This is a genomic window from Microbacterium sp. IO18, assembly GCF_049099505.1.
GTDB classification, from domain to species: domain Bacteria; phylum Actinomycetota; class Actinomycetes; order Actinomycetales; family Microbacteriaceae; genus Microbacterium; species Microbacterium aurugineum.
Map to the genome: position 1 here is coordinate 1,522,849 of NZ_JBMJAF010000001.1, position 19,654 is coordinate 1,542,502.

16 protein-coding genes are annotated in these 19,654 nt (G+C 68.5%); 5 read left to right on the forward strand and 11 right to left on the reverse strand.

The window, feature by feature from the left end; genetic code table 11:
• Positions 1–22 precede the first annotated feature (22 nt).
• The gene (locus tag ACLF6J_RS07360) at positions 23–1,021 is read right to left on the reverse strand and encodes a permease prefix domain 1-containing protein (protein ID WP_134353061.1); all 999 of its coding nucleotides are present in this window, start codon (positions 1,019–1,021) and stop codon (positions 23–25) included.
• Position 1,022: 1 nt separating this feature from the next.
• Positions 1,023–1,355, reverse strand: coding sequence for a PadR family transcriptional regulator (locus ACLF6J_RS07365; protein WP_134353060.1), 333 nt, complete (start codon positions 1,353–1,355; stop codon positions 1,023–1,025).
• A gap of 129 nt (positions 1,356–1,484) precedes the next feature.
• Here ACLF6J_RS07365 and ACLF6J_RS07370 point away from each other — a divergent pair, with 129 nt between their 5' ends.
• Positions 1,485–2,468 carry an o-succinylbenzoate synthase gene (locus tag ACLF6J_RS07370; protein WP_134353059.1) on the forward strand — a complete coding sequence of 328 codons (984 nt, stop codon included), beginning with the start codon at positions 1,485–1,487 and terminating at the stop codon, positions 2,466–2,468.
• Positions 2,469–2,566: 98 nt separating this feature from the next.
• On the opposite strand, the gene ACLF6J_RS07375 is transcribed toward ACLF6J_RS07370, so the two are convergent.
• Positions 2,567–3,190, reverse strand: coding sequence for a TetR/AcrR family transcriptional regulator (locus ACLF6J_RS07375; RefSeq protein WP_134353058.1), 624 nt, complete (start codon positions 3,188–3,190; stop codon positions 2,567–2,569).
• Between the two features lie 131 nt (positions 3,191–3,321).
• On the opposite strand from ACLF6J_RS07375, the gene ACLF6J_RS07380 reads away from it, so the two are divergent.
• Entirely contained in the window at positions 3,322–6,177 is a 2,856-nt protein-coding gene (locus ACLF6J_RS07380) for an efflux RND transporter permease subunit (RefSeq protein WP_134353057.1), read from the forward strand.
• Positions 6,174–8,147: a YhgE/Pip domain-containing protein gene (locus tag ACLF6J_RS07385; protein WP_134353056.1), complete on the forward strand. Its 1,974-nt coding sequence runs from the start codon at positions 6,174–6,176 to the stop codon at positions 8,145–8,147. The genes ACLF6J_RS07380 and ACLF6J_RS07385 overlap by 4 nt, the downstream gene beginning before the upstream one ends.
• 111 nt (positions 8,148–8,258) lie before the next feature.
• Here the strand turns inward: ACLF6J_RS07385 and ACLF6J_RS07390 are convergent, their stop codons facing one another.
• Both ACLF6J_RS07390 and ACLF6J_RS07395 read right to left on the reverse strand, forming a co-directional pair.
• Positions 8,259–9,764 carry a leucyl aminopeptidase family protein gene (locus ACLF6J_RS07390; protein ID WP_134353055.1) on the reverse strand — a complete coding sequence of 502 codons (1,506 nt, stop codon included), beginning with the start codon at positions 9,762–9,764 and terminating at the stop codon, positions 8,259–8,261.
• A gap of 55 nt (positions 9,765–9,819) precedes the next feature.
• Complete coding sequence (locus tag ACLF6J_RS07395; protein ID WP_131491777.1) at positions 9,820–11,481, reverse strand: AbgT family transporter; 1,662 nt, start codon at positions 11,479–11,481, stop codon at positions 9,820–9,822.
• Positions 11,482–11,577: 96 nt separating this feature from the next.
• Between ACLF6J_RS07395 and ACLF6J_RS07400 the strand changes: the two genes are divergently transcribed.
• Entirely contained in the window at positions 11,578–13,146 is a 1,569-nt protein-coding gene (locus ACLF6J_RS07400; protein WP_134353053.1) for an SLC13 family permease, read from the forward strand.
• Positions 13,147–13,162: 16 nt separating this feature from the next.
• On the opposite strand, the gene ACLF6J_RS07405 is transcribed toward ACLF6J_RS07400, so the two are convergent.
• The 6 genes from ACLF6J_RS07405 to ACLF6J_RS07430 form a co-directional block, all read right to left on the reverse strand.
• Positions 13,163–13,798 carry a response regulator transcription factor gene (locus tag ACLF6J_RS07405; protein ID WP_134353052.1) on the reverse strand — a complete coding sequence of 212 codons (636 nt, stop codon included), beginning with the start codon at positions 13,796–13,798 and terminating at the stop codon, positions 13,163–13,165.
• 145 nt (positions 13,799–13,943) lie between these two features.
• Positions 13,944–14,918 (reverse strand): c-type cytochrome biogenesis protein CcsB, encoded by a 975-nt coding sequence (ccsB, locus tag ACLF6J_RS07410; protein WP_421076846.1) that lies wholly within the window; start codon positions 14,916–14,918, stop codon positions 13,944–13,946.
• Positions 14,919–14,922: 4 nt separating this feature from the next.
• Entirely contained in the window at positions 14,923–16,707 is a 1,785-nt protein-coding gene (gene resB, locus ACLF6J_RS07415) for a cytochrome c biogenesis protein ResB (protein ID WP_227991992.1), read from the reverse strand.
• A gap of 52 nt (positions 16,708–16,759) precedes the next feature.
• Positions 16,760–17,539: a cytochrome c biogenesis CcdA family protein gene (locus ACLF6J_RS07420; RefSeq protein ID WP_047520718.1), complete on the reverse strand. Its 780-nt coding sequence runs from the start codon at positions 17,537–17,539 to the stop codon at positions 16,760–16,762.
• A 16-nt stretch (positions 17,540–17,555) separates the two neighbouring features.
• On the reverse strand, positions 17,556–18,206 hold the full coding sequence (locus tag ACLF6J_RS07425; protein ID WP_047520716.1) for a TlpA family protein disulfide reductase: 651 nt from the start codon (positions 18,204–18,206) through the stop codon (positions 17,556–17,558).
• 62 nt (positions 18,207–18,268) lie between these two features.
• The gene (locus ACLF6J_RS07430) at positions 18,269–18,673 is read right to left on the reverse strand and encodes a MerR family transcriptional regulator (RefSeq protein ID WP_047520711.1); all 405 of its coding nucleotides are present in this window, start codon (positions 18,671–18,673) and stop codon (positions 18,269–18,271) included.
• A 54-nt stretch (positions 18,674–18,727) separates the two neighbouring features.
• On the opposite strand from ACLF6J_RS07430, the gene ACLF6J_RS07435 reads away from it, so the two are divergent.
• On the forward strand, positions 18,728–19,633 hold the full coding sequence (locus ACLF6J_RS07435) for an NAD(P)/FAD-dependent oxidoreductase (RefSeq protein ID WP_134353049.1): 906 nt from the start codon (positions 18,728–18,730) through the stop codon (positions 19,631–19,633).
• The last annotated feature ends 21 nt before the right edge of the window (positions 19,634–19,654 follow it).

The following is a 19,654-nucleotide window of genomic DNA, read 5'->3' on the forward strand; positions in this document are numbered from 1 at the left end:
CTCGGCACGGGATTCCGTGATGTCAGGCGCGGCGTGCGCGAACCGTCTTGATCCAGCCGTCGACGATGTCCCAGCCGACACCGATCGCGAAGCCGAACCCCAACAGCACGGCGAGGATGCGGAAGACGCCACCCTCGTCGGCGGATGCCGCCTGCCCCGCGGCGAAACCCTCGCCGCCCGCAGCTGCGATCCGCGCGAGGAAGTCCGGATTCACGAGCTGGTTCGTGAGCAGGAGGGCGACGACCCAGAGAAGGAACATCAGAGCGAGGATCGTGTTCACCACAGCCAGGCCGATCGTCCACCGTCTCGTGCGGAACAGCACGACGGCGAACACCGCCTCCGCGGCGATCAGGAGGAACAGGACGCTGATCCCCCAGGGCCACAACTGTGGATCGACGATCGGCACGACGGCGCCGTCCACGATGACGAAGCCTCGGAAACGGTCCCAGAGGAGCGCGCCGACGGAGATCCCGAGGAAGACGAGCGAGGCGATCAGATCGTTCCGCCCCGCCACACCGTTCTCGCTCGGCTCCGGGAGCTGGTCGAGGTCCCACTTCTCGATCGCCGTCGCGCTGTCGGTGCGATCGAGGATGACGAACACCAACGTGGTCCAGAAGCAGATGTGGAGGATCGCGCCCCCGGCGGCGAGGATCGACGAGGAGACGATCTCGCCGACCGGAGCGCCCGCGATGGTCTGCCCGAGGGCGACCGCTCCGAGGACGCAGACCGGAACGATGATCAGCAGCAGCTTGAGCAGCCGCCACCAGGTCAGGTAGAACCGCGGACCGATGAGGTACAGCGGGCGATCCGCATAGCCGGCGGCGAGGACGCCGGGGTCGCCGAGCTCGGCGAGCACCGCGCGCTCGGCATCCTCCGGTGCGTCGCCCTGGTCCACCCGCGCCTCGATCGCATCGGCGATGGAGGCTTCGAGCTCTGCACGGACATCGTCCTGGGCGTCGGGACGGAGACTGCGGATCGTGGCACTGATGTACCGCTCCGTGAGCGTGGTCGTCGTGGTCATGTCAGTTCTCCTCTGTGGCGAGAGAGGTGATCGCGGTCGTGAGTGACCGCCATTCGTCGGTGAGGGTGTCGGCCAGCCGGATGCCTGCTTCGGAGGTGCGGTAGAACTTGCGCGGCCTGGCTTCCTCGGTGTTCCACTCGCTCGTGAGGTACTCCTGCTTCTCCAGACGGCGAAGCAGCGGATACAGCGTGTTGGCGTCCGTCGCGAAGCCGCGGCGCTCGAGTTGCTCGAGAAGCGAGTAGCCGTACCCCGGCGTACGCAGCAGCTGCAGGCAGGCGAGCACCACCGTGCCGCGCCTCAGTTCCTGCAGGTGCGTATCGAGCGTCTCGTTCATGTCGAACACATTACTGTGTGACGCACACTATTGGCAATGGCACATCGACAATCGAAGAGCGGTGCCGACCTGACGACTCACCCGGACGACGAACACCGGCCCGCATGCGCCACGGAGCAGAATGGGCACATGATCCCGCCGCTCGCAGACCTGCTCGACTCGGCCAGGGTCGTCGCCCTCCCCCTGCACAGTCGCTTCCGCGGCGTCGATGTGCGCGAAGCGCTCCTCTTCGAAGGACCGGAAGGCTGGGCGGAGTTCTCACCGTTCGTCGAGTACGACGACGTCGAGGCCTCGACCTGGCTCGCCGCGGCGATCGACTTCGCCTGGCGCCCCCAGCCTGAACCGCTCCGTGATCGGATCGGCGTGAACGCGACCGTCCCGGCGATCGAGGCCGACCGCGTGGCTGAGCTGCTGTCGCGGTTCACGGGGTGCCGCACGGCCAAGGTCAAGGTCGCCGAGCCGGGGCAGACCCTCGCCGACGACGTGGCACGCGTCCGGGGGGTGCGCGAGGCGATGGGGCCCGAGGGACGCATCCGGGTCGACGCGAACGGCGCCTGGAACGTCGACGAGGCCGAGCACGCGGTGCATGCCCTCGGTGAATACGACCTGGAATACGTCGAGCAGCCCTGCGCGACGGTTCCGGAGCTGGCGGAACTCCGCACGCGCGTGAAGTACATGGGCATCCCGGTGGCAGCAGATGAGAGCGTGCGGAAGTCCTCCGATCCACTCGCGGTCGCCCGCGCCGGTGCCGCCGACCTCCTCGTGATCAAGGCCCAGCCGCTGGGCGGCATCACGCACGCCCTGCAGATCGTCACGGCTGCTGGACTCCCGGTCGTGGTCTCGAGCGCGCTGGACACCGCGATCGGCCTGTCCCAGGGAGCCGCGCTCGCCGCTGCCCTTCCGACGCTGGACTACGACTGCGGGCTCGGCACGGCGTCGCTGTTCCTCGACGACGTGGCCGACTTGCGCCCGGTCGATGGCTCGATCCCCGTCGGGCGCGTGACCCCGGACGCCGAAGCACTCAGCCGCCTCGCCGCCTCGGACGAACGCCGCGAATGGTGGCTCGCCCGCCTCGCCCGCTGCCACTACGAGCTGTCCGCCGCCGCGCACTGACCCGGCGCACCGCCGACACGCCAGATCTCGGGCGCTTCCGCGGGTACGGTCCGGCATCTGGCGTGTCGGCCGAGGATTGAACGAGCGGACCGGGACCGCTACAACTCGATGAACAACTGCACGAGCCGTCCGAGCTGCTCGCTGCCCGAATGCCGCAGTTGCGCGTCGTCGAGCCCTGCCATCGCACCGCGCACGGTCAGTCCCTCCCAGAGGATCATGAGCATCCGCGCCGCCGTCTCCGCAGGCAGACGCAACTGCAACGGCCCCGCCGACACGATGTCCTCGATGATCTGCGCGATGCTCCCGACCATCTCGCTCTCCTGAACGAGATAGGCCGCGCCGAACTCCGGGTCACGCAGTGCACGGATACGGATCTCGCTCATCAGCATCACGCCGAGGCGGTCATCGCCTCCGAGCTCCATGATCTGCTGGACGAGCTCGATGGGGTCGCAGCCCTCGGCGAGCGCGCCGTCCGCGGTCAGCTGCTCGACGCGCGCACGCACCGCGCTCACACGCACCTCGGAGACGCTGGCCGCCAGCATCAGGAAGAGCTCGTCCTTGGATTCGAAGTTCGAGTAGAACGCGCCGCGAGTGAACCCTGCACGCTCGCAGACCGCCTCGACGGAGGCACCGTCGAGTCCGACTTCGGCGAAGACCTGCGCCGCCGCCTCCAGCAGACGGGCACGCGTGTTCTCGCGACTACGGGTTGCGGGTGTCGACATCGAAACCTCCTGACCCTTCACTCTCGCACGATTCACACCCCGCACACAGACTCACCCGTGCGGGTCACCTTACGATACATCTATGTATCGGATACACCTGTGTATCCATCCCGCACCCTTCGGAGGAACGCGTGTCCACACTCCTGTCCTCACTCGGACGTTGGTCGTTCCGTCACCCGTGGCGAGTCCTCGTGTCCTGGCTCCTCGCGCTCGGCATCGCCGGTGCCGGTGCCCTCGTGCTCGGCGCAGGCACGGACAACACGTTCTCCATCCCCGGAACCGAGTCCCAGGCAGGTCTGGAGCAGCTCTCCCGGTCCTTCCCCCAGGTGAGCGGCACGAACGCGCAGTTCATCGTGGTGGCCGCCGACGGCGATCAGGTCACGGATGACGACTACCGCGACCACATCGAAGAGGCCGTCGACGACCTCGCGGACCTCGACGGTGTCCTCGCGGCCACCTCGCCGTACGACGAGATGGTCAGCGGGATGATCAATGACGACGACACCGCGGCGATCGTCCGTGTGCAGTTCGACGGTGAGTCCACGGATGTCTCGGACGACACGAAAGAAGCACTGCGCACCGTCGTGAGCGACCTGGACTCCGAGCTCCCGGACGGCGCACAGACCTCCCTCGGCGGCGACCTCTTCGCGATCTCGATCCCGGGCGTCACGCTCACCGAGGCGGTCGGTCTGCTCATCGCGCTGCTGGTCCTGATCGTCACCTTCCGCTCATTCGTCGTCGCCGGTCTTCCCCTCCTCACGGCGATCCTCGGCGTCGGCATCTCGATGGCAGGCATCTTCACGGCGACGGCCTTCGCCACGGTCTCCTCCACCACGCCGCTGCTGGCGCTCATGCTCGGGCTCGCGGTCGGCATCGACTACGCACTGTTCATCATGGCGCGGCATCAGGATCAGGTGCGCGAGGGCGTCGATCCGGAGGAGTCCGCGTCGCGCGCCGTCGGGACGGCAGGCTCCGCCGTGGTGTTCGCGGGCGTCACCGTGCTCATCGCCCTGATCGGACTCGGCTTCGCCGGGATCCCGTTCCTGACGACCATGGGCATCGCCGCCTCGGTCGCCGTGGCCGTCGCGGTCGCGATCGCGGTCACCCTCACCCCCGCGCTCCTCGGATTCATGAAGGGCAGAGTGGTGGGTCGGCCGAAGCGCGCACCGAAGCCCAAGAAGAAGGACGCGAGCGACGACCCCGACAGCGCGCCCGCGGCTCCCGCCCGCGCCAAGGGCAGTGCCCGCTGGGTGAACGGTGTCACCAAGCGCCCCCTCCTCGTCTCCCTCGCCGTGGTGATCGGCCTCGGCATCGTGGCCATCCCCGCCCTCAGCCTGAACCTCGCCCTCCCGAACGCCGGGGTGCTGCCGAAGGACTCGGAAGCGCGTCAGAACTACGACCTCGTCGCTGAGGAATTCGGACCCGGATTCAACGGCCCGCTGATCCTCACGGGCACGATCGTCACGTCCACCGACCCGCTCACCTTGATGGAAGACCTCGGGGATGCCGTCGCGAAGGTGCCCGGCGTCAAGGAAGTCGCCCTCGCGACGCCGAACGAGACCGCTGACACCGGCATCGTCCAGATCATCCCGGAGACGGCCCCGGACGACCCGGCGACCGCCGACCTCGTCCGCGAACTGCGCAGCCATCACGACGAGTGGCTCGACGAATTCGGCATCGACCTCAAGGTCACCGGCTTCACCGCCGTCGGCATCGACATCTCCGATCAGCTCGGCAATGCCCTGTTGCCGTTCGGCATCTTCGTGATCGGCCTCTCCCTCATCCTGCTGACCATCGTGTTCCGCTCGCTGTGGGTGCCGATCACCGCGGCCGCCGGATACCTGCTCTCGATCGTGGCGGCGTTCGGCGTCGTCGGGGCCGTGTTCGAATGGGGCTGGTTCGCCGACCTCCTGCACGTCGCCCGGGTCGGGCCCATCATCAGCTTCATGCCGATCATCCTGATGGGCGTGCTGTTCGGACTCGCGATGGACTACCAGGTCTTCCTCGTCTCGCGCATGCGGGAGGACTTCGTGCACGACCCGGACTCCAAGAGCCCCGACCGGGCGACGCGGCGCGCCGCCGCATTGCGCACCGTTCGCAGCGGGTTCACCGGGTCGGCGAAGGTGGTCACGGCAGCCGGCCTCATCATGTTCGCCGTCTTCGTGGCGTTCGTCCCCGAGGGCGACTCGTCACTGAAACCCATCGCCCTGGGCCTCGCAGCCGGCATCGCGATCGACGCCTTCCTGGTGCGCATGACCTTGATCCCCGCGCTGATGGCCATCCTCGGGGAGCGCGCCTGGGAGCTCCCGGCCTGGCTGGAGAAGATCCTCCCCCGCGTCGACGTCGAGGGCGAGGCGGTGGAACGTGAACGGCACCTCGCTGCCTGGCCGGGAGACGGTTCGATCGTCGCCGCCGACGACCTCGTGCTGACGGAGGCCGGGATCGACGGCCTGCACCTCCGGGTCCGTCCGGGCGGAGCGCTGCTGCTGACCGGGAGCTCCGGTGCCGCGTTGCGTGCGCTGGCTCTGACGATCGCCGGACGGGTGACGCCTGACACCGGCCGCCTCCGGGTGGCGGGGCATCTGCTGCCAGGACGCGCGGCCTGGGTGCGCGCACACGTCGGCGCCTTGATCGCGACGGATGCCGGGGTTCCGGCATCCGAGCTCTCCGAGGCGCTGCGCGATCGACCCGCGGTGGTCGTGATCGACGGCGTCGAGAGGCTCCCCCTCGCCGCTCGCGATCAGATCGCCGCCCGGCTCCGGGATGCGGATGCTGCGACCGCCGTGATCCTCACGACCACCGCACCCGAGGTCGCGCGCGACCTCCTCGCCGCCGCAGGTCGTCCCGCCCCCGACCTTCTCTCCGTCGACACCCCCGCCGAGCGTCGACACCCCCTCGAGTCACCGCATCCAGACGGGGGTGCCGACGACGAGCGGGGGCCTCGACCTGAAGACGACACGACGAAAGCCACCGAGGTGACCGCATGACCCTCCCCATCGAGCGCGCCCGCTCCCGCAAACCCATCACGTGGCTCACGATTCTCGGAGTGCTGCTGCTGCCTGCCGCGGTCGGCGGCATCCTGGTCGCGGCCCTGCAGAACCCGACCGAGCGTCTGGACTCGATGACCGCGGCGATCGTCAACCTCGACGATCCGGTGACCATCGACGGGCAGGTGACCCCGCTCGGACGCCAGCTCGCCTCGGGCCTGGTCGAAGGATCGGACGACCTGGACTCGAACCTCACCTGGGTCATCTCCAACCAGGACGACGCCACCGACGGACTCGCCGACGGCACCTACCAGGCCGTCATCACGATCCCGGAGGAGTTCTCCGCAGCCGCCACCTCCGCGGGCACCGCGATCTCGGACGGCGGCGGGAAGGCCGAGCAGGCCACGATCACCGTGACCACACCCGACGACGGCCTCGTCGCCGATGACCTCATCACGGGACAGATCGCCGACGTCGCCGCCTCGACCATGGGCACCATGCTCTCCGAGGCCACGACCGAGAACATCCTGGTCGGCTTCACCACGATCGGCGACCAGATCGGCGAGGCGGCGGATGGTGCGTTGAAGCTCGCGAACGGAGCGCGGGATGCCGCGACCGGAGCCGCCGCGATCCCCGACGGCGCCACCCAACTCGCTTCCGGTGCGGGAGAACTCAGCACCGGCGCATCGTCACTCGCCACGGGACTCGACACGATCGCGGGCAACACGCGGGATGCCGCCGCGGGTGCTGCGCAGATCGGGTCGGGGCTGACAGCCGGGGCATCTCAGCTCCAGTCCGGAGCCGAGGACTCGAAGCAACTGGTCGGCGCGATTCAGAGCGCGTCCTCGTCGGCGCAAGCGGCCGCGAGCGGCTCGGCCGACCTCGCTCAGAAACTCGGGGCCGCAGCGGCCGCGGCCTGCACGCCCCCGGTCTCGGACCCGGCGGAATGCCAGCAGCTCTCCGACCTGGCCGCGGAGGCAGGAACCGTCGCGAAAGACGCCGGCACGGCCTCCGGCATCCTGAACAGCGAGAAGGTCGCCGCCGGAGTCGCCGCCCTTCCGGGGACGTTCTCGACCCTCGCCGGGCAGATGTCCCAAGCCGGCGCCGGTGTCACGCAGCTGTCGTCCGGGCTCACCCAGCTCGCGGATCAGGGCATCAGCGCGTCCGCCACGGGCGCGCGGGGCATCGCCTCCGGAGCCACCCAGCTGTCGACCGGCGCCACCGCCCTCGCCGACGGTGCCACCGAGCTCTCGACCGGGCTCGACACGCTGGCCACCGGAACGGGTGACCTCGCGGGCGGGCTGCGCACGGCCTCCGACTCGCTCCCCTCCTTCAGCGACTCGGAGTCGAAGTCCCTCGCCTCGGTGATCGCCGATCCGGTGTCGTCGAACTCGTCGATGGACACGATCTTCGGCCCGACCGCGATCCCGCTGCTCGCCGCGGTCGTGCTGTGGTTCGGCGGACTCGCGACCTTCCTCGTCATGCGCGCCCACACCGCCCGCACCCTCACCTCACGACGCTCGTCTGCCACGCTCACGTTGCGCGCCTTCGCACCCGCTGCTCTGATCGGGGCAGGTCAGGGCCTGCTGGTGTCGTTGATCGTGCAGATCGTCGCGAGCTACGATGCCCCCGCCTGGTGGGCCTTCGCCGGCACAGCCGTGCTCGCCGGCGTGGTGTTCGCCGCTGTGAACCAGGCACTCGTCGCACTGTTCGGCGGTGTGGGACGGTGGATCTCGGCGCTCGTCGGTGTGCTCGCGGTCGCCACGGGTCTGATCTCCACCGTGCCCGACTGGCTGGCCGGACTCGGCGCGGTCCTGCCCACCGCTCCGGCCTTCGCAGGACTGATCACCGCGAGCGGCTCCGCGGTCGCAGCCCTGGTCGTGTGGGGCGTGCTGTCGCTCGTGGCCACGACCCTCGCCGTCGCCCTCCGACGGACCACTTCGGCGCGGGCGGTCGTCGCCGCGGCCTGAGCACCCTGCGAAATCGGAGACCATCCGCTCCCGGCCCGGCGCGTCGACTCATGACGCGCCGGGCCGGAGTGTTTCGGTCTCGGTTTTCGCATCCCCCTCGGCGGCTGAGGCTCACGAGGTCGGCGTGAAGCTCCGGGCCGCCTCCCACAGCAGTCGCGCACCGAAACCGGTGGCACCCGCGGTGCGCCAGGAGTCGTCCTTCTCGGTCTGCATCGTCCCGGCGATGTCGATGTGCGCCCACGGCGTCTCGCCCACGAAGTGCTGCAAGAACAGCGCCGCCGTCGTGGCTCCGGCGAAGGGGCCACCGAGGTTCGCGATGTCGGCGATGTCCGAGTCGAGTTGCTTGCGATACTTCTGCTCGAGCGGCAGCTGCCACACGGGCTCGTCGGCGAGCGCCGCGGCCTCACGCACCCGGTCGACCATCGTCTGGTCGTTGCCGAAGACCGGCGCGGTCGCGGAGCCGAGGGAGACCAATGCGGCACCGGTGAGTGTGGCGATGTCGACGATCGCGTCCACCCCGTCCTCGGTCGCGAGCACGAGGGCATCGCTCATCACGAGACGCCCTTCGGCATCGGTGTTCTTCACCTCGATCGTGGTGCCGCCGCGCGCCGTGAGCACGTCACCGAGTTTGTACGCGGTACCGGACGGCATGTTGTCGGTGCACATCAGCCAGCCCGAGACCTTGGTCGAGACTCCGGCGTCGCGCAGCCCGACGAAGGCACCGAGCACGGCCGCAGCACCGCCCATGTCCATCTTCATGAGCAGATGCATCGGGTCGCTGGGCTTGAGGCTGATGCCACCCGAGTCGTACATGATGCCCTTGCCCACCAGACCGAGGTGGCGGGAGCCCCCACCCTCGGGCGTGTAGACGAGCTTGATCATGCGCGGCTCCTCCACGGATCCCTGATTGACGCCGAGCAGACCCCCGCAGCCGAGATCGATGAGCGCCTGCTTGTCGAACAGCTCGACCTCGAATCCGAAACGCGCTCCGAGTTCCACCGCGATCTCGCCCATGTTCACCGCCGTCAGGTGACCGGGAGGGGTGTTCGCCAGATCACGGGCGACGACACCGGCGCGGGCAGCCGTGCGTGCGACCTCGAGTGGCCCCCCGTCCGCGCCCGGCACATCCACGGTGAACGCGGCGAGCGGGACGTGCTTCGACGACGCGTTCAGCACCGTGTACCGGTAGCGCGCGAGGAGTGCCCCTTCGGCGAGCGCTCGCAAAGCCTCGCCTGCCTCCACCCCCGCGAGGTCGCCGATCCGCAGCCCCAGGGTCGCCCGACGGGGGACGGCGCGAGCGAGAGCAGCCGCTGCATCGCGAAGGCCACGCGGCCCGACATCCGCCCGATCGCCCAGACCGACGGCGACGAGATCAGGCTGACCCGCACGCGGCAGCACCAGCGAGGTCCCCGGCTCAGCAGTGAACCCCGCATCCTCCAGGCCGGCGCGGTCGAACCCGAGCTCACCCGGAACGTCCCCGTCGGTGTACACCCCGACTCCGATCGCCTCGACGTCGGAGGCGATCTCACCGACCCGGAGATCCACGGCGTCCACGGCATCCAGCCCGGGCGTGGTCTTCAGATCGGCGGGGATCAACTTGTTGGGTCTGCGGTCCATGGGGTCTGCTCCTTCTGTGCGGTTGTTCGGATACGTCGTCCGCCGGCGATGTCGGTCAGCCGGCGATGTCGACCGGTGAGCCCGGGCCCCAGGGGATGCCGAGGAGGAACCAGACCACGTACAGCGCCGTCCAGGAGAGCAGCATCCACACCGCATACGGGATCATCAGGGCGATGATCGTGCCGATACCCGCCTCCTTCTTGTAACGCTGCGCCACGGTGACCATGAACGGCAGGTAGACCATCAGCGGCGTGAGCACGTTCACGGGCGAGTCCCCCACCCGGTAGGCGGCGAGGAGCGTCTGTGGTGCCACGTCGAGCGACGCGAAGATCGGGATGAACACCGGCGCGAAGATCACCCACTTGGGCACGAGTCCCGGGAGGATGAAGTCCAGGATCACGATCACGACGATGAACGCGAGCAGCAGGACGATGGCGGGGACACTCGCCTGCTCCAGCAGCTCGGCGGCCGAGACCGCGGCGACGGTCGGGAGATTGGTCCAGTTGAACAGCGCGATGAACTGGGCGATCATCAGGAACATCACCAGCAGACCGCCCAGACTCGCGAACGTCTTGGCGATCGCACGGACGGTGGCCGTTCCGCCTCGCAGCGTCCTCGCCCCCGCGCCGTAGGCGACGCCGCACACCAGGAAGGCGAGGGAGATGAGGAACACCAGGCTGGCCATGAAGGGCGTCGTGCCGATGATCGCGCCGGTCTCCGGGTCACGCAACGGTGCGCCGGGTGGCAGGGTCAGCGCGAGGACCAGGGCGACGAACCCCAGCAGCGCCCAGAACGAGAACTTCAGCCCGCGGGCCTCGGCGTCGTGGTCGACGCCTTCGGCCTCATCCGCGATCGTCATGTCTCTGCGGTCGTAGGAGCCCAGACGTTTCTCGGTGACGAACACCGTCACCAGGAGCGCCACCGTGGCGAGCAGGAAGGTCGACACGATCCCGAAGTAGAAGTTCTGCGTCACCTCGATCGGCTGCATTCCGGCGCTGACGAGCACCTCATTGGTGATCTCGGTCAGCATGCTGTCGCTGGGCGTGATCAGGAGGTTCGCCCCGAAGGCCGCGCCGACACCGGCGAATGCCCCGGCGAGACCGGCCAGCGGATGCCGCCCGACGGTGAGGAAGGCGGCGGCGGCGAGCGGCACGAGGATCAGGTAGCCGGCATCCGTCGCCACCGACGACAGCACACCGACGAAAATCAGGATGAACGCGAGCCAACGGCGCGGGGCCACTTTCACGACGCGACGGATCATCGCGCCCATCAACCCCGCGTGCTCTGCCACTCCGACGCCCGCCATCGCGATGAGCACGACGGCGACCACACCGAAGCCCGCGAAGTTGTCGACGAAGGAGGAGAAGAAGAAGCGGATGCCGTCGATCGAGAGCAGGTTGCGCACCTCGAAGGTGCGCTCCTCGATCGTGTAGTCGGGGATCTCGGCGGGCATCCCGGTGGTGGTGTCATAGATCTGCCAGTTGCCACCGAACTGCTCGTTGACCTGGGAGAACTCTTCCTTCGGAACGGGGATCACGACATCATCGGTGACCGACACCCCGATCCACGCGAGGACCGCGGAGAGCACGGCGATGAGGCCGATCAGGTAGACGAACATGATCGTCGGATCCGGCACCTTGTTGCCGACCTTCTCGATCCAGTTCAGGAACCCTTTGTCCCCGGCATCGGGGGTGCTCGACGACTTCTCCGTAGCCATAGCCCCCATGATCCTGTCGAGCGAGAAGCTCCCACAAGACCACCCCCTAGAACTAGGGGGGTCGCCGCGATGCGAGCGTCGCCCTATCGTGGGGCCGTGGACCCGATCATCGCGACGTTCGTCATCCTGCTCTGCGCAGTGATCGCGTTCGTCTCGAATCGCATCCCGCTCGGCGTCGTGGCCGTCGGGGTCTCGGTCGCCCTTTATCTGACCGGGGTGCTCGATCTGACCTCCGCCCTCGCCGGGTTCGGTGATCCGACCGTGCTCTTCATCGCCTCCCTGTTCGTGGTGAGCGAGGCTCTGGAGTCGACGGGCATCATCGCCTGGGCCGGACAGGAGGTCGTGGCCCGCTCCGGAACCGGCCGCGCGCGCCTGCTCCTCACGATCGGGCTGCTGGCCGCCGCGATGACCGCGGTCATCAGCGTGAACGGGTCGGTGGCCGCGCTCCTGCCCCTGGTCGTGGTCGTCGCGGCGCGCGCCGGGATCCGCCCGTCTCAGATGCTGATGCCGCTCGCGTTCTCCGCGCACGCCGGCTCGATGATGGCTCTCACCGGTACACCGGTCAACATCATCGTGTCCGAGGTCGCCGCCGACAGCGGTGCCCGCCCGTTCGGGTTCTTCGAGTTCGCCCTCGCCGGGCTTCCGCTTCTGGTGGGGACGCTGGCCATCATCCTGCTGCTCGGTAACCGGCTGCTGCCCGAACGGACCCCGGCGTCGGCACCGATCGACCTCGAACGCCTCGCCTCGACGTTGCGATCCGACTACGCGATCTCACCCGACCGCGCGTTGGTCTCGGCGTCGCGAGGGGTCGCCGAGGTCGTGGTTCCGCCGCGATCCGTGCTGATCGGCCTGCATGTCTTCCCCGGCATGTGCACGCCATCGGGCGATCTCGTCGTGCTCGGAGTGCGACGAGGGCAGGAGGCGCTCGACGAGTCGGGCACCGACCTGCAGGCGGGAGATGCGCTGCTCCTCGACGGGTCCTGGGACGACCTGCACCGGCACACCTCGAAACGCGACGAGGTTCTGGTCGTCGATGCGCCGCTCACCCTGCGCCGCTCGGTCCCGCTCGGAGTCGGTGCCAAGCGTACGGCCGTGATCCTGCTCGCGATGATCGTCCTGCTCGCGACCGGCATCGTGCCCGCCGCGATCGCGGGGCTCCTCGCAGCCGGTGCCCTGATCCTGACGAGGGTGGTGTCGATCACCCGGGCGTACCGGGCGATCTCCTGGACGACGGTCATCCTGGTCGCCGGCATGATCCCGCTCTCGACCGCGTTCCAGGAGACCGGTGCCGCGCAGCTCATCGCCGACGGCCTGCGCTCGTTCCTGGGCACGGCCGGCCCGCACGCCGCCGTCGCCGTGATCGTGCTCATCACCCTGGTACTCGGGCAGCTCATCAGCAACACCGCGACCGTGCTCATCGTGGCCCCGGTGGCGGTCGCTCTCGCCGCCGCGATGGAGGCGTCGGTGCTGCCGTTCCTGATGGCCCTCACGATCGCGGGAGCGGCCTCATTCCTCACCCCGGTCGCGACGCCGGCGAACCTGATGGTGATGGAACCCGGCGGCTACCGCTTCGGGGACTACGCGCGCTTCGGCTGGCCCCTCATGATCCTGTTCTTCGCCGTCGCCGTCTTCTACGTCCCCCTGATCTGGCCGTTCACGGGCTGAGCGCCTCCCGCCACGATCAGCTGGGCTGCAGGACCAGTCCGTCCTCCACCGCGCGACGGAAGAGGTCGACCTTCGTCGGCGCCGCCCGGTCGACCGCGGCGTACTTCGCGCGGATGCGACGGATGTGATCGAGCACGGTCTCCCGCGACAGGAACAGGGCCTGTGCGACCTGCTCGGCCGTCTCGCCGGAGGCGTACAGCGACAGCACCTCGGACTCACGGGGGCTGAGATGCGCAGCGACGAACCGGCGGTCCGCATCGAGCGCTGCCGCCCATTCGGTCGTCGCCACGACCTGCCCCTGAGCAGCGCGTCGCACCGACGCGGTGATGACCTCGAGCGAGTCCGACTTGGCGATCATCCCCGAGGCACCCGCGCGCACCGCCTCGCGGAGCCGTTGCGACTCGTCCCCCGAGGTGTACGCGAGGATGCTCGCCGCGAGGCACTGGAGCTTCCGGATGTTCTCCGCCGGGGTCGAACCGTCGGAGAGGGCGAGGTCGAGCAGGACCACATCGAGTCTCCGTGCACGGCGCGCGACCTCGTTCGCGGTCGCACCGCTGGCTGCGACCCGGATACCGCCGCTGCGGTTGAGGATGGTCACGATCCCGAACAGCATCGCGGGATGATCTTCAACGATTCCGACGAGGACGGGCATGTGGGACTCCTGCCGTGGGCGCGCTCCCTTGCGATGAGCATACAACTGCGCATCGGCGCACCGGAGGGCAAATACTCCGGACGCACGAGACCCGTCCGCGCGGATGCTGCCGCGGACGGGTCTCGGTGTCGTTGCGAGAGTCGGGTCAGCTCAGACCGGAGTACGCGTGCAGGCCCTTGAAGAACACATTCACGATCGTGAAGTTGAAGATCACGGCGGAGAAGCCCACGATCGCCAGCCACGCCGAAGGGTTGCCGCGCCAGCCGCGGGTTGCACGGGCATGGATGTAGCCGGCATAGAGGACCCAGATCACGAACGTCCAGGTCTCCTTCACGTCGAAGCCCCAGAAACGGCTCCAGGCGTAGTACGCCCAGATCGAACCGGCGATGAGGGTGAAGGTCCAGAGGATGAAGCCGATGATCGTGAACATGTACGCCAGGCTCTCCAGGCGTACCGCGTTGGGGAAGGTCCGGAGGAAGCCGGGACCGGTCTTCGTGGCACCTTCGCCGACGAGTCTCTCACGACGCGACTGCATGAGCTGGATCACCGAGAGCGCGAACGCGAGGGCGAAGAAGGCCGTCGCGAGAGAGGCCACGAACACGTGGATGACGAGCCACACGCTCTTCAGCGGGTCCATCAACGGAGAGACATCGACGTAGAAGTTCGTCGCCCCCAGGCCGAGCAGCACGACGACGAGGCCTGTGATGAAAGTGCCGAGGAACCGCAGGTCGATGCGGGTGAGCACCACCAGGTACACCGCGATGATGAGCAACGTGCCCATCATCGCGAATTCGTACAGGTTCGCCCACGGCACGCGCCCCGCCGCGATGCCGCGGGTGACGGTGGCGGCGAGTTGGAAGAGGAATCCGAGCACCGTCAGCGAGGTGCCGATCCGCGCCATCACGAATCGCTGCGGGGCGGCGACCGCACCGGGGGCCTCGCCGGATGCCGGGACGCTCCCCCCAGAGGCTCCGACGAGCACCTGCTCGCGGACGGTGAGCGCGTCGGCCGTCGTCTGCGAGCGCCGCGCGAGATCGAAGGCGTAGGCCACGAAGGCCGCCGCGTAGATCGCGATCGCCGTCCAGAGCAGGACCGGCGAGATCACGTTGAGCTCGAGCATGGTGTCAGTCTACTTTCCGGGTTTCGGGCGCCGGGGTCTCCGGCTCGGCGGACTCGTCCGCAGTGTCATCGATTGGGGAGCGCGCCGTGGTTCCTCCGGCCGCGTCGAGCAGTCGGGTGTGCCCTGCGACGAGGTCGTCCACGGCAGCAGCGAGCGTCGGGTCCTCGCCACGGGCGAGTGCGGCGTACTCCAGAGCGATCTCGCCGTCGCGTGCCGTGGCCTTGACCCACACGCGTCGACGGGGCACGAACAGGGCGATCATGAGACCGCCGAGGGCGAGCAGCGCGAAGCCGAGGACCCAGACGCCGGACTCGTCACGGTGGATCTGCAGCGAGGCGAAGCGCTTCACCGACTGCGAGGCGTCCGTCGCACCTGCGGGAGAGTCGTCCTCGAAGGTGACCGAACCGAGGCCGTTCGGCAGCTGCGCGGTCTGTCCGGGGGTGAGTTCGATCGACTCGACGTCCGTGGTGCGGCCGGTGAGCTTGGTCATCCCCGTGGTGTCGAGCACGTAGACCGAGCGCGGCACGCCCTCGTTGATGCCCAAGTCGCCGGTGTACACGTCGAGCGTCAGCGTCGGGTTGGTGAGGTCGCCGTACGCGGAGAAGAACGCACCGGTGTCGAGCACGCCGGTCGTCGGATAGAAGAACCCGACCAGGCCGACCTGCTCGGCGAGTCCGTCCGGCACCTTGAGAACTCCGAGGGAGGTCATGCTGGTGTCCTGCGGGAGGAAGGGCGTGCTGCCCGTGAAGACGACCTTGCCCTCGGGATCACGCACGGTCACGGTGGGCGCGTAGCCGTTGCCGAGCAGGAACACGTCGTCGTCGGCGACCGCGAGCGGCTCGTTCACCTTGACCGCGCCGGTGCGCTCCTCACCGTTCTCCTGCACGGTCACGTTCGCCGAGAAGTCGCCCGCCTGCCCGGAACCCGGCTCGCCGAACGGCTGATACGTCACGTCGAACGAGTCGAGGCGCATCGAGTACGGAGCGAACGCATCGTCACCCACGAACCGACCGCGGTTCATCGAGTCGTAGTCGAGGAGCGTGTTCGCGAAAGTCTCCCCCTCGACGAGCACGCGCTGACCTGTGTACGAGAACCCGCCGCCGATGCCGACCGTGACGAGCACGCCCACGAGCGCGAGGTGGAACAGGAGGTTGCCGGTCTCACGCCAGTATCCGCGCTCCGCGGAGACCGAGAACGTGCGGCCCCGGTCGTAGCGTTCGACCCGATAGCCGAGTGCCTTGAGCTGTTTCGTCGCGACCTCGATCGATGCGGCGGCCTCGGCATCGGCATCACCGGTCTTCGTCCCGGAGTCCGCAGAGGGGTCTCGCGTCACCGCACGGTAGTCCTCGAGGCGCTGCAGCCGTGCGGGAGTGCGCGGCGGACGTGCGCGGAGCGCCTTCGCATGGTGCTTGATGCGCGGGATCACACAGCCGACGAGCGAAGCGAACAGCAGCAGGTAGATCGCCGAGAACCACGGCGACAGGTACACGTCGAACATCTTGAGTCCGTCGAGCACCGGGAACAGGTCGGGGTTGTCGCGCTCCCACTGCGTGACGCCGTTCGGGTCGGCCATCCGCTGCGGGAAGATCGAGCCGGGGATCGCCGCGATCGCGAGCACGAGCAGCAGGATGAGAGCCGTGCGCATCGAGGTCAGCTGCCGCCACCCCCACCGCAGCCAACCCACGAACCCGAGCCGCGGCTGGGTGATCGTGTCGTCGCCGTCGACGTGGTCGGACGGGCGGAGCGGGTCGCTGGAGTCGCTGTTCACGGCACCCTTGTTCTCGGTCATGGTGTTCTCTGTGCGGGGGTTCTTCTCGGGGCTGGTGGATTTCGCGGCGTGATCAGAGCGGGAGGATGACACTGCCGATCACCGCCATCAGCCGGGACATGATCTCGGTCCACAGGCCGGTGGCCATCAGGACGCCGAGGACGATCAGCATCACTCCGCCGATGACGTTCACCGTGCGGATGTGACGACGGAGGAAGCCGACTGCCTTCGTCGCCCACCCGAACCCGAGCGCGACGAGGAGGAACGGGATGCCGAGTCCGAGCGAGTAGGCGAGGCCCAGGAAGCCCGCACGCACCGGATCTCCGGCATTGAAGGAGAGGGCGATGATGGCGGCGAGCGTCGGCCCCATGCACGGTGCCCAGCCGATGCCGAGGGCGATACCGAGCAGCGGGGCTCCGACGATGCCGGCCCGCGAGTCGACGTGGAAGCGGAACTCCTTCTGCGCGAACCCGAACAGGCCCAGGAACACCAATCCCATTCCGATGATGACCACGCCCAGGATGCGGGTGATCAGGTCACCCCACTGCAGGAGGAAGACACCGACCGTTCCTCCGAGCACCGTGTAGGCGATGAAGACGATCGTGAAGCCGAGGATGAACAGCAGCACGCCCATCACGAGTCGACCGCGGGTCGCCGTCGCCTGGGTCGTCGTCTGCGCCTCCGCACCGGCGACCGTGGAAGACCGGGGCGCGACCGCACCGCCCAGGAACCCGAGGTAACCGGGGACCAGCGGGAGGACGCACGGGGACAGGAACGAGACGAGTCCCGCGAGCATCGCGACCGGAATCGCGAGCCAGAGGGCTCCGGAGCCGATGATCGCGTCGGGATTCACAACGCTCCCGAGATACTCACGAGTCCTCCGCGAGCGCGTCCTTGACCAGCGTGGAGAGGATCGACGGGCCATCGATCGGACCGATGATCTTGGCGGCGACACGACCCTGCTTGTCGAGGACGAGTGTGGTGGGTGTGGCCGCGATCGGCACGACCTTGGCGAACGCCAACTTGGCCTCAGCGGTGTCGACGTCGATCAGACTCGGGTAGGTGATGCCGTACTCTTCGGCGAACGCGACGGCGGTGTCGGCCTGGTCGCGGGTGTTGATGCCCACGAAAGACACATCCTCGTCGGCGAACTTCTGCCACACGGCCTCCAGGTCGGCGGCTTCGAGGCGGCACGGCGCGCAGCCGGCGTACCAGAAGTTGACCACCGTGACCTGTCCGGCGACGTCTGCGCTGTCGAACTTCTCGCCGGTCTCGGTGACACCGCCGAACTCCACCGGTTCGCCACGGTCGGCGGCGGGGATCTCCACGATCGCGCCGTCGGCCGCGACATAGCCGGTGTTCTCGCCGTTCAGGAACGATTCACTCACCGGATCGGGAGCGCAGGCGCTCAGACCGATGGCGAGCACCGCAGCGAGCGCGGCACCGACCGCACGACGCGAGCGCCGGGTGCGGGAGGAGCGGCCGCTGCGGATCGGACGGACCGTCGAATCGCTTGGCACGACTCCGAGTTTACGCAGAGCTTCCTATGCGCGAGATGGAAACGGAGGCGTCTGACGAAGCCTCAGAACCGCGCCAGGACGTCGTCCACACCGGCTCGGAAACGAGGGCACGTGGCGATGTCGTGCGCGCGACACCCCATCGCGTGCTCGGTCATCTCCCGTGATCGGCGCATCTCCTCCATGCGCCGGTCGATGTCGTCCAGGTGCTGCTGCAGCACCTGGTGCCGTCCGGCGCTCCCGTCGTCGAGCAGCACCGCGATCTGCTCGAGGCTCATCCCCGCGGCCTTGCTGCGCTGGATCACGGCGATGCGCACGACCTCGTCCTCGCCATAACGTCGCCGCCCGGCGGAGTCGCGGGGAGGAGTGAGCAGCCCGACCGACTCCCAATGCCGCAACACATTGGTCGGCAGATCGAACCGGGTGGCGACGTCGCCCACGGACCAGGGATGCTCGGCGCTTGACTTCATGTTGACATGAAGTCACAGACTGTGCGGGAAAGCAACCTCCACGGAAGGATTCCCATGTACGACGCCATCGTGATCGGCGCAGGCCCGGCAGGGCTGCAAGCCGCCCTGACCCTCGGCCGGATGCACCGCTCGACACTGCTGCTGGACTCGGGCGAGTACCGCAACGGCACCGTGCTGCACATGCACAACATGATCGGTGCAGACGGCACTCCCCCTGCCGAGTTCCGAGCGAAGGCTCGAGACGAGCTCTCGGCCTACGCCGACGTGGAGATCCGCGAGGGTGCCGCCACCGGGATCTCCGGATCCGAGGATGCGTTCACCGTGACGCTCGCCGACGGATCGACCGTCGAGGGGCGACGGGTCATCCTGGCCACCGGCGTCGCCGACGATCTGCCCGTCGTCCCCGGGTTGCAGGACCTGTGGGGCACCCTCGCGTTCAGCTGCCCCTTCTGCGACGGTCACGAGCATGCGGGCAGGTCGATCGGCATCGTGGGTGCCGCCCCTCGCGCCGGCCATCTGATCGGGCTGCTCGGGCGCATCGTCGAGGACATCACGGTGTTCCCGATCGCCGAGGCGTTCACGGACGAGGAACGCATCTCCCTCGAGGCGGAGGGAGTGCGGATCAGCGCTGCTCCGGTGGCATCCGTCGAGAGGCACGACGACGGGGTACGGATCATCGCCGGTTCCGAGGAGTCCGTCGTGGCCGGCGTCTTCGTGGCGTCCGGCACGATGCGGCAGCGGGCACCCTTCGCCGCAGATCTCGGCGTGCGGATGCTCGAGTCCGGTGCGATCGAGATCGATGAATTCGGCCGCACCTCGCTCCCCGGGGTCTTCGCCGCGGGCGACCTCGCGCACCGCGCCTCGCTCCCCGGCCCGATGGCGTCCGTCCTGCTGGCGGCCGGCGCCGGTCAGCTCGCAGCCGTCGGCATCATCCAGTCACTCCTGGCTGCCGAGCACTGACCTCGGCTTTCGAATCGCGCA

Excerpts from the sequence above, each read along its gene's own strand:
- ACLF6J_RS07360 (WP_134353061.1), bottom strand. The coding sequence starts at position 1,021 with ATGACCACGACGACCACGCTCACGGAGCGGTACATCAGTGCCACGATC.
- ACLF6J_RS07365 (WP_134353060.1), bottom strand. The coding sequence starts at position 1,355 with ATGAACGAGACGCTCGATACGCACCTGCAGGAACTGAGGCGCGGCACG.
- ACLF6J_RS07370 (WP_134353059.1), top strand. The coding sequence starts at position 1,485 with ATGATCCCGCCGCTCGCAGACCTGCTCGACTCGGCCAGGGTCGTCGCC.
- ACLF6J_RS07375 (WP_134353058.1), bottom strand. The coding sequence starts at position 3,190 with ATGTCGACACCCGCAACCCGTAGTCGCGAGAACACGCGTGCCCGTCTG.
- ACLF6J_RS07385 (WP_134353056.1), top strand. The coding sequence starts at position 6,174 with ATGACCCTCCCCATCGAGCGCGCCCGCTCCCGCAAACCCATCACGTGG.
- ACLF6J_RS07390 (WP_134353055.1), bottom strand. The coding sequence starts at position 9,764 with ATGGACCGCAGACCCAACAAGTTGATCCCCGCCGATCTGAAGACCACG.
- ACLF6J_RS07395 (WP_131491777.1), bottom strand. The coding sequence starts at position 11,481 with ATGGCTACGGAGAAGTCGTCGAGCACCCCCGATGCCGGGGACAAAGGG.
- ACLF6J_RS07405 (WP_134353052.1), bottom strand. The coding sequence starts at position 13,798 with ATGCCCGTCCTCGTCGGAATCGTTGAAGATCATCCCGCGATGCTGTTC.
- ccsB (WP_421076846.1), bottom strand. The coding sequence starts at position 14,918 with ATGCTCGAGCTCAACGTGATCTCGCCGGTCCTGCTCTGGACGGCGATC.
- resB (WP_227991992.1), bottom strand. The coding sequence starts at position 16,707 with ATGACCGAGAACAAGGGTGCCGTGAACAGCGACTCCAGCGACCCGCTC.
- ACLF6J_RS07430 (WP_047520711.1), bottom strand. The coding sequence starts at position 18,673 with ATGAAGTCAAGCGCCGAGCATCCCTGGTCCGTGGGCGACGTCGCCACC.
- ACLF6J_RS07435 (WP_134353049.1), top strand. The coding sequence starts at position 18,728 with ATGTACGACGCCATCGTGATCGGCGCAGGCCCGGCAGGGCTGCAAGCC.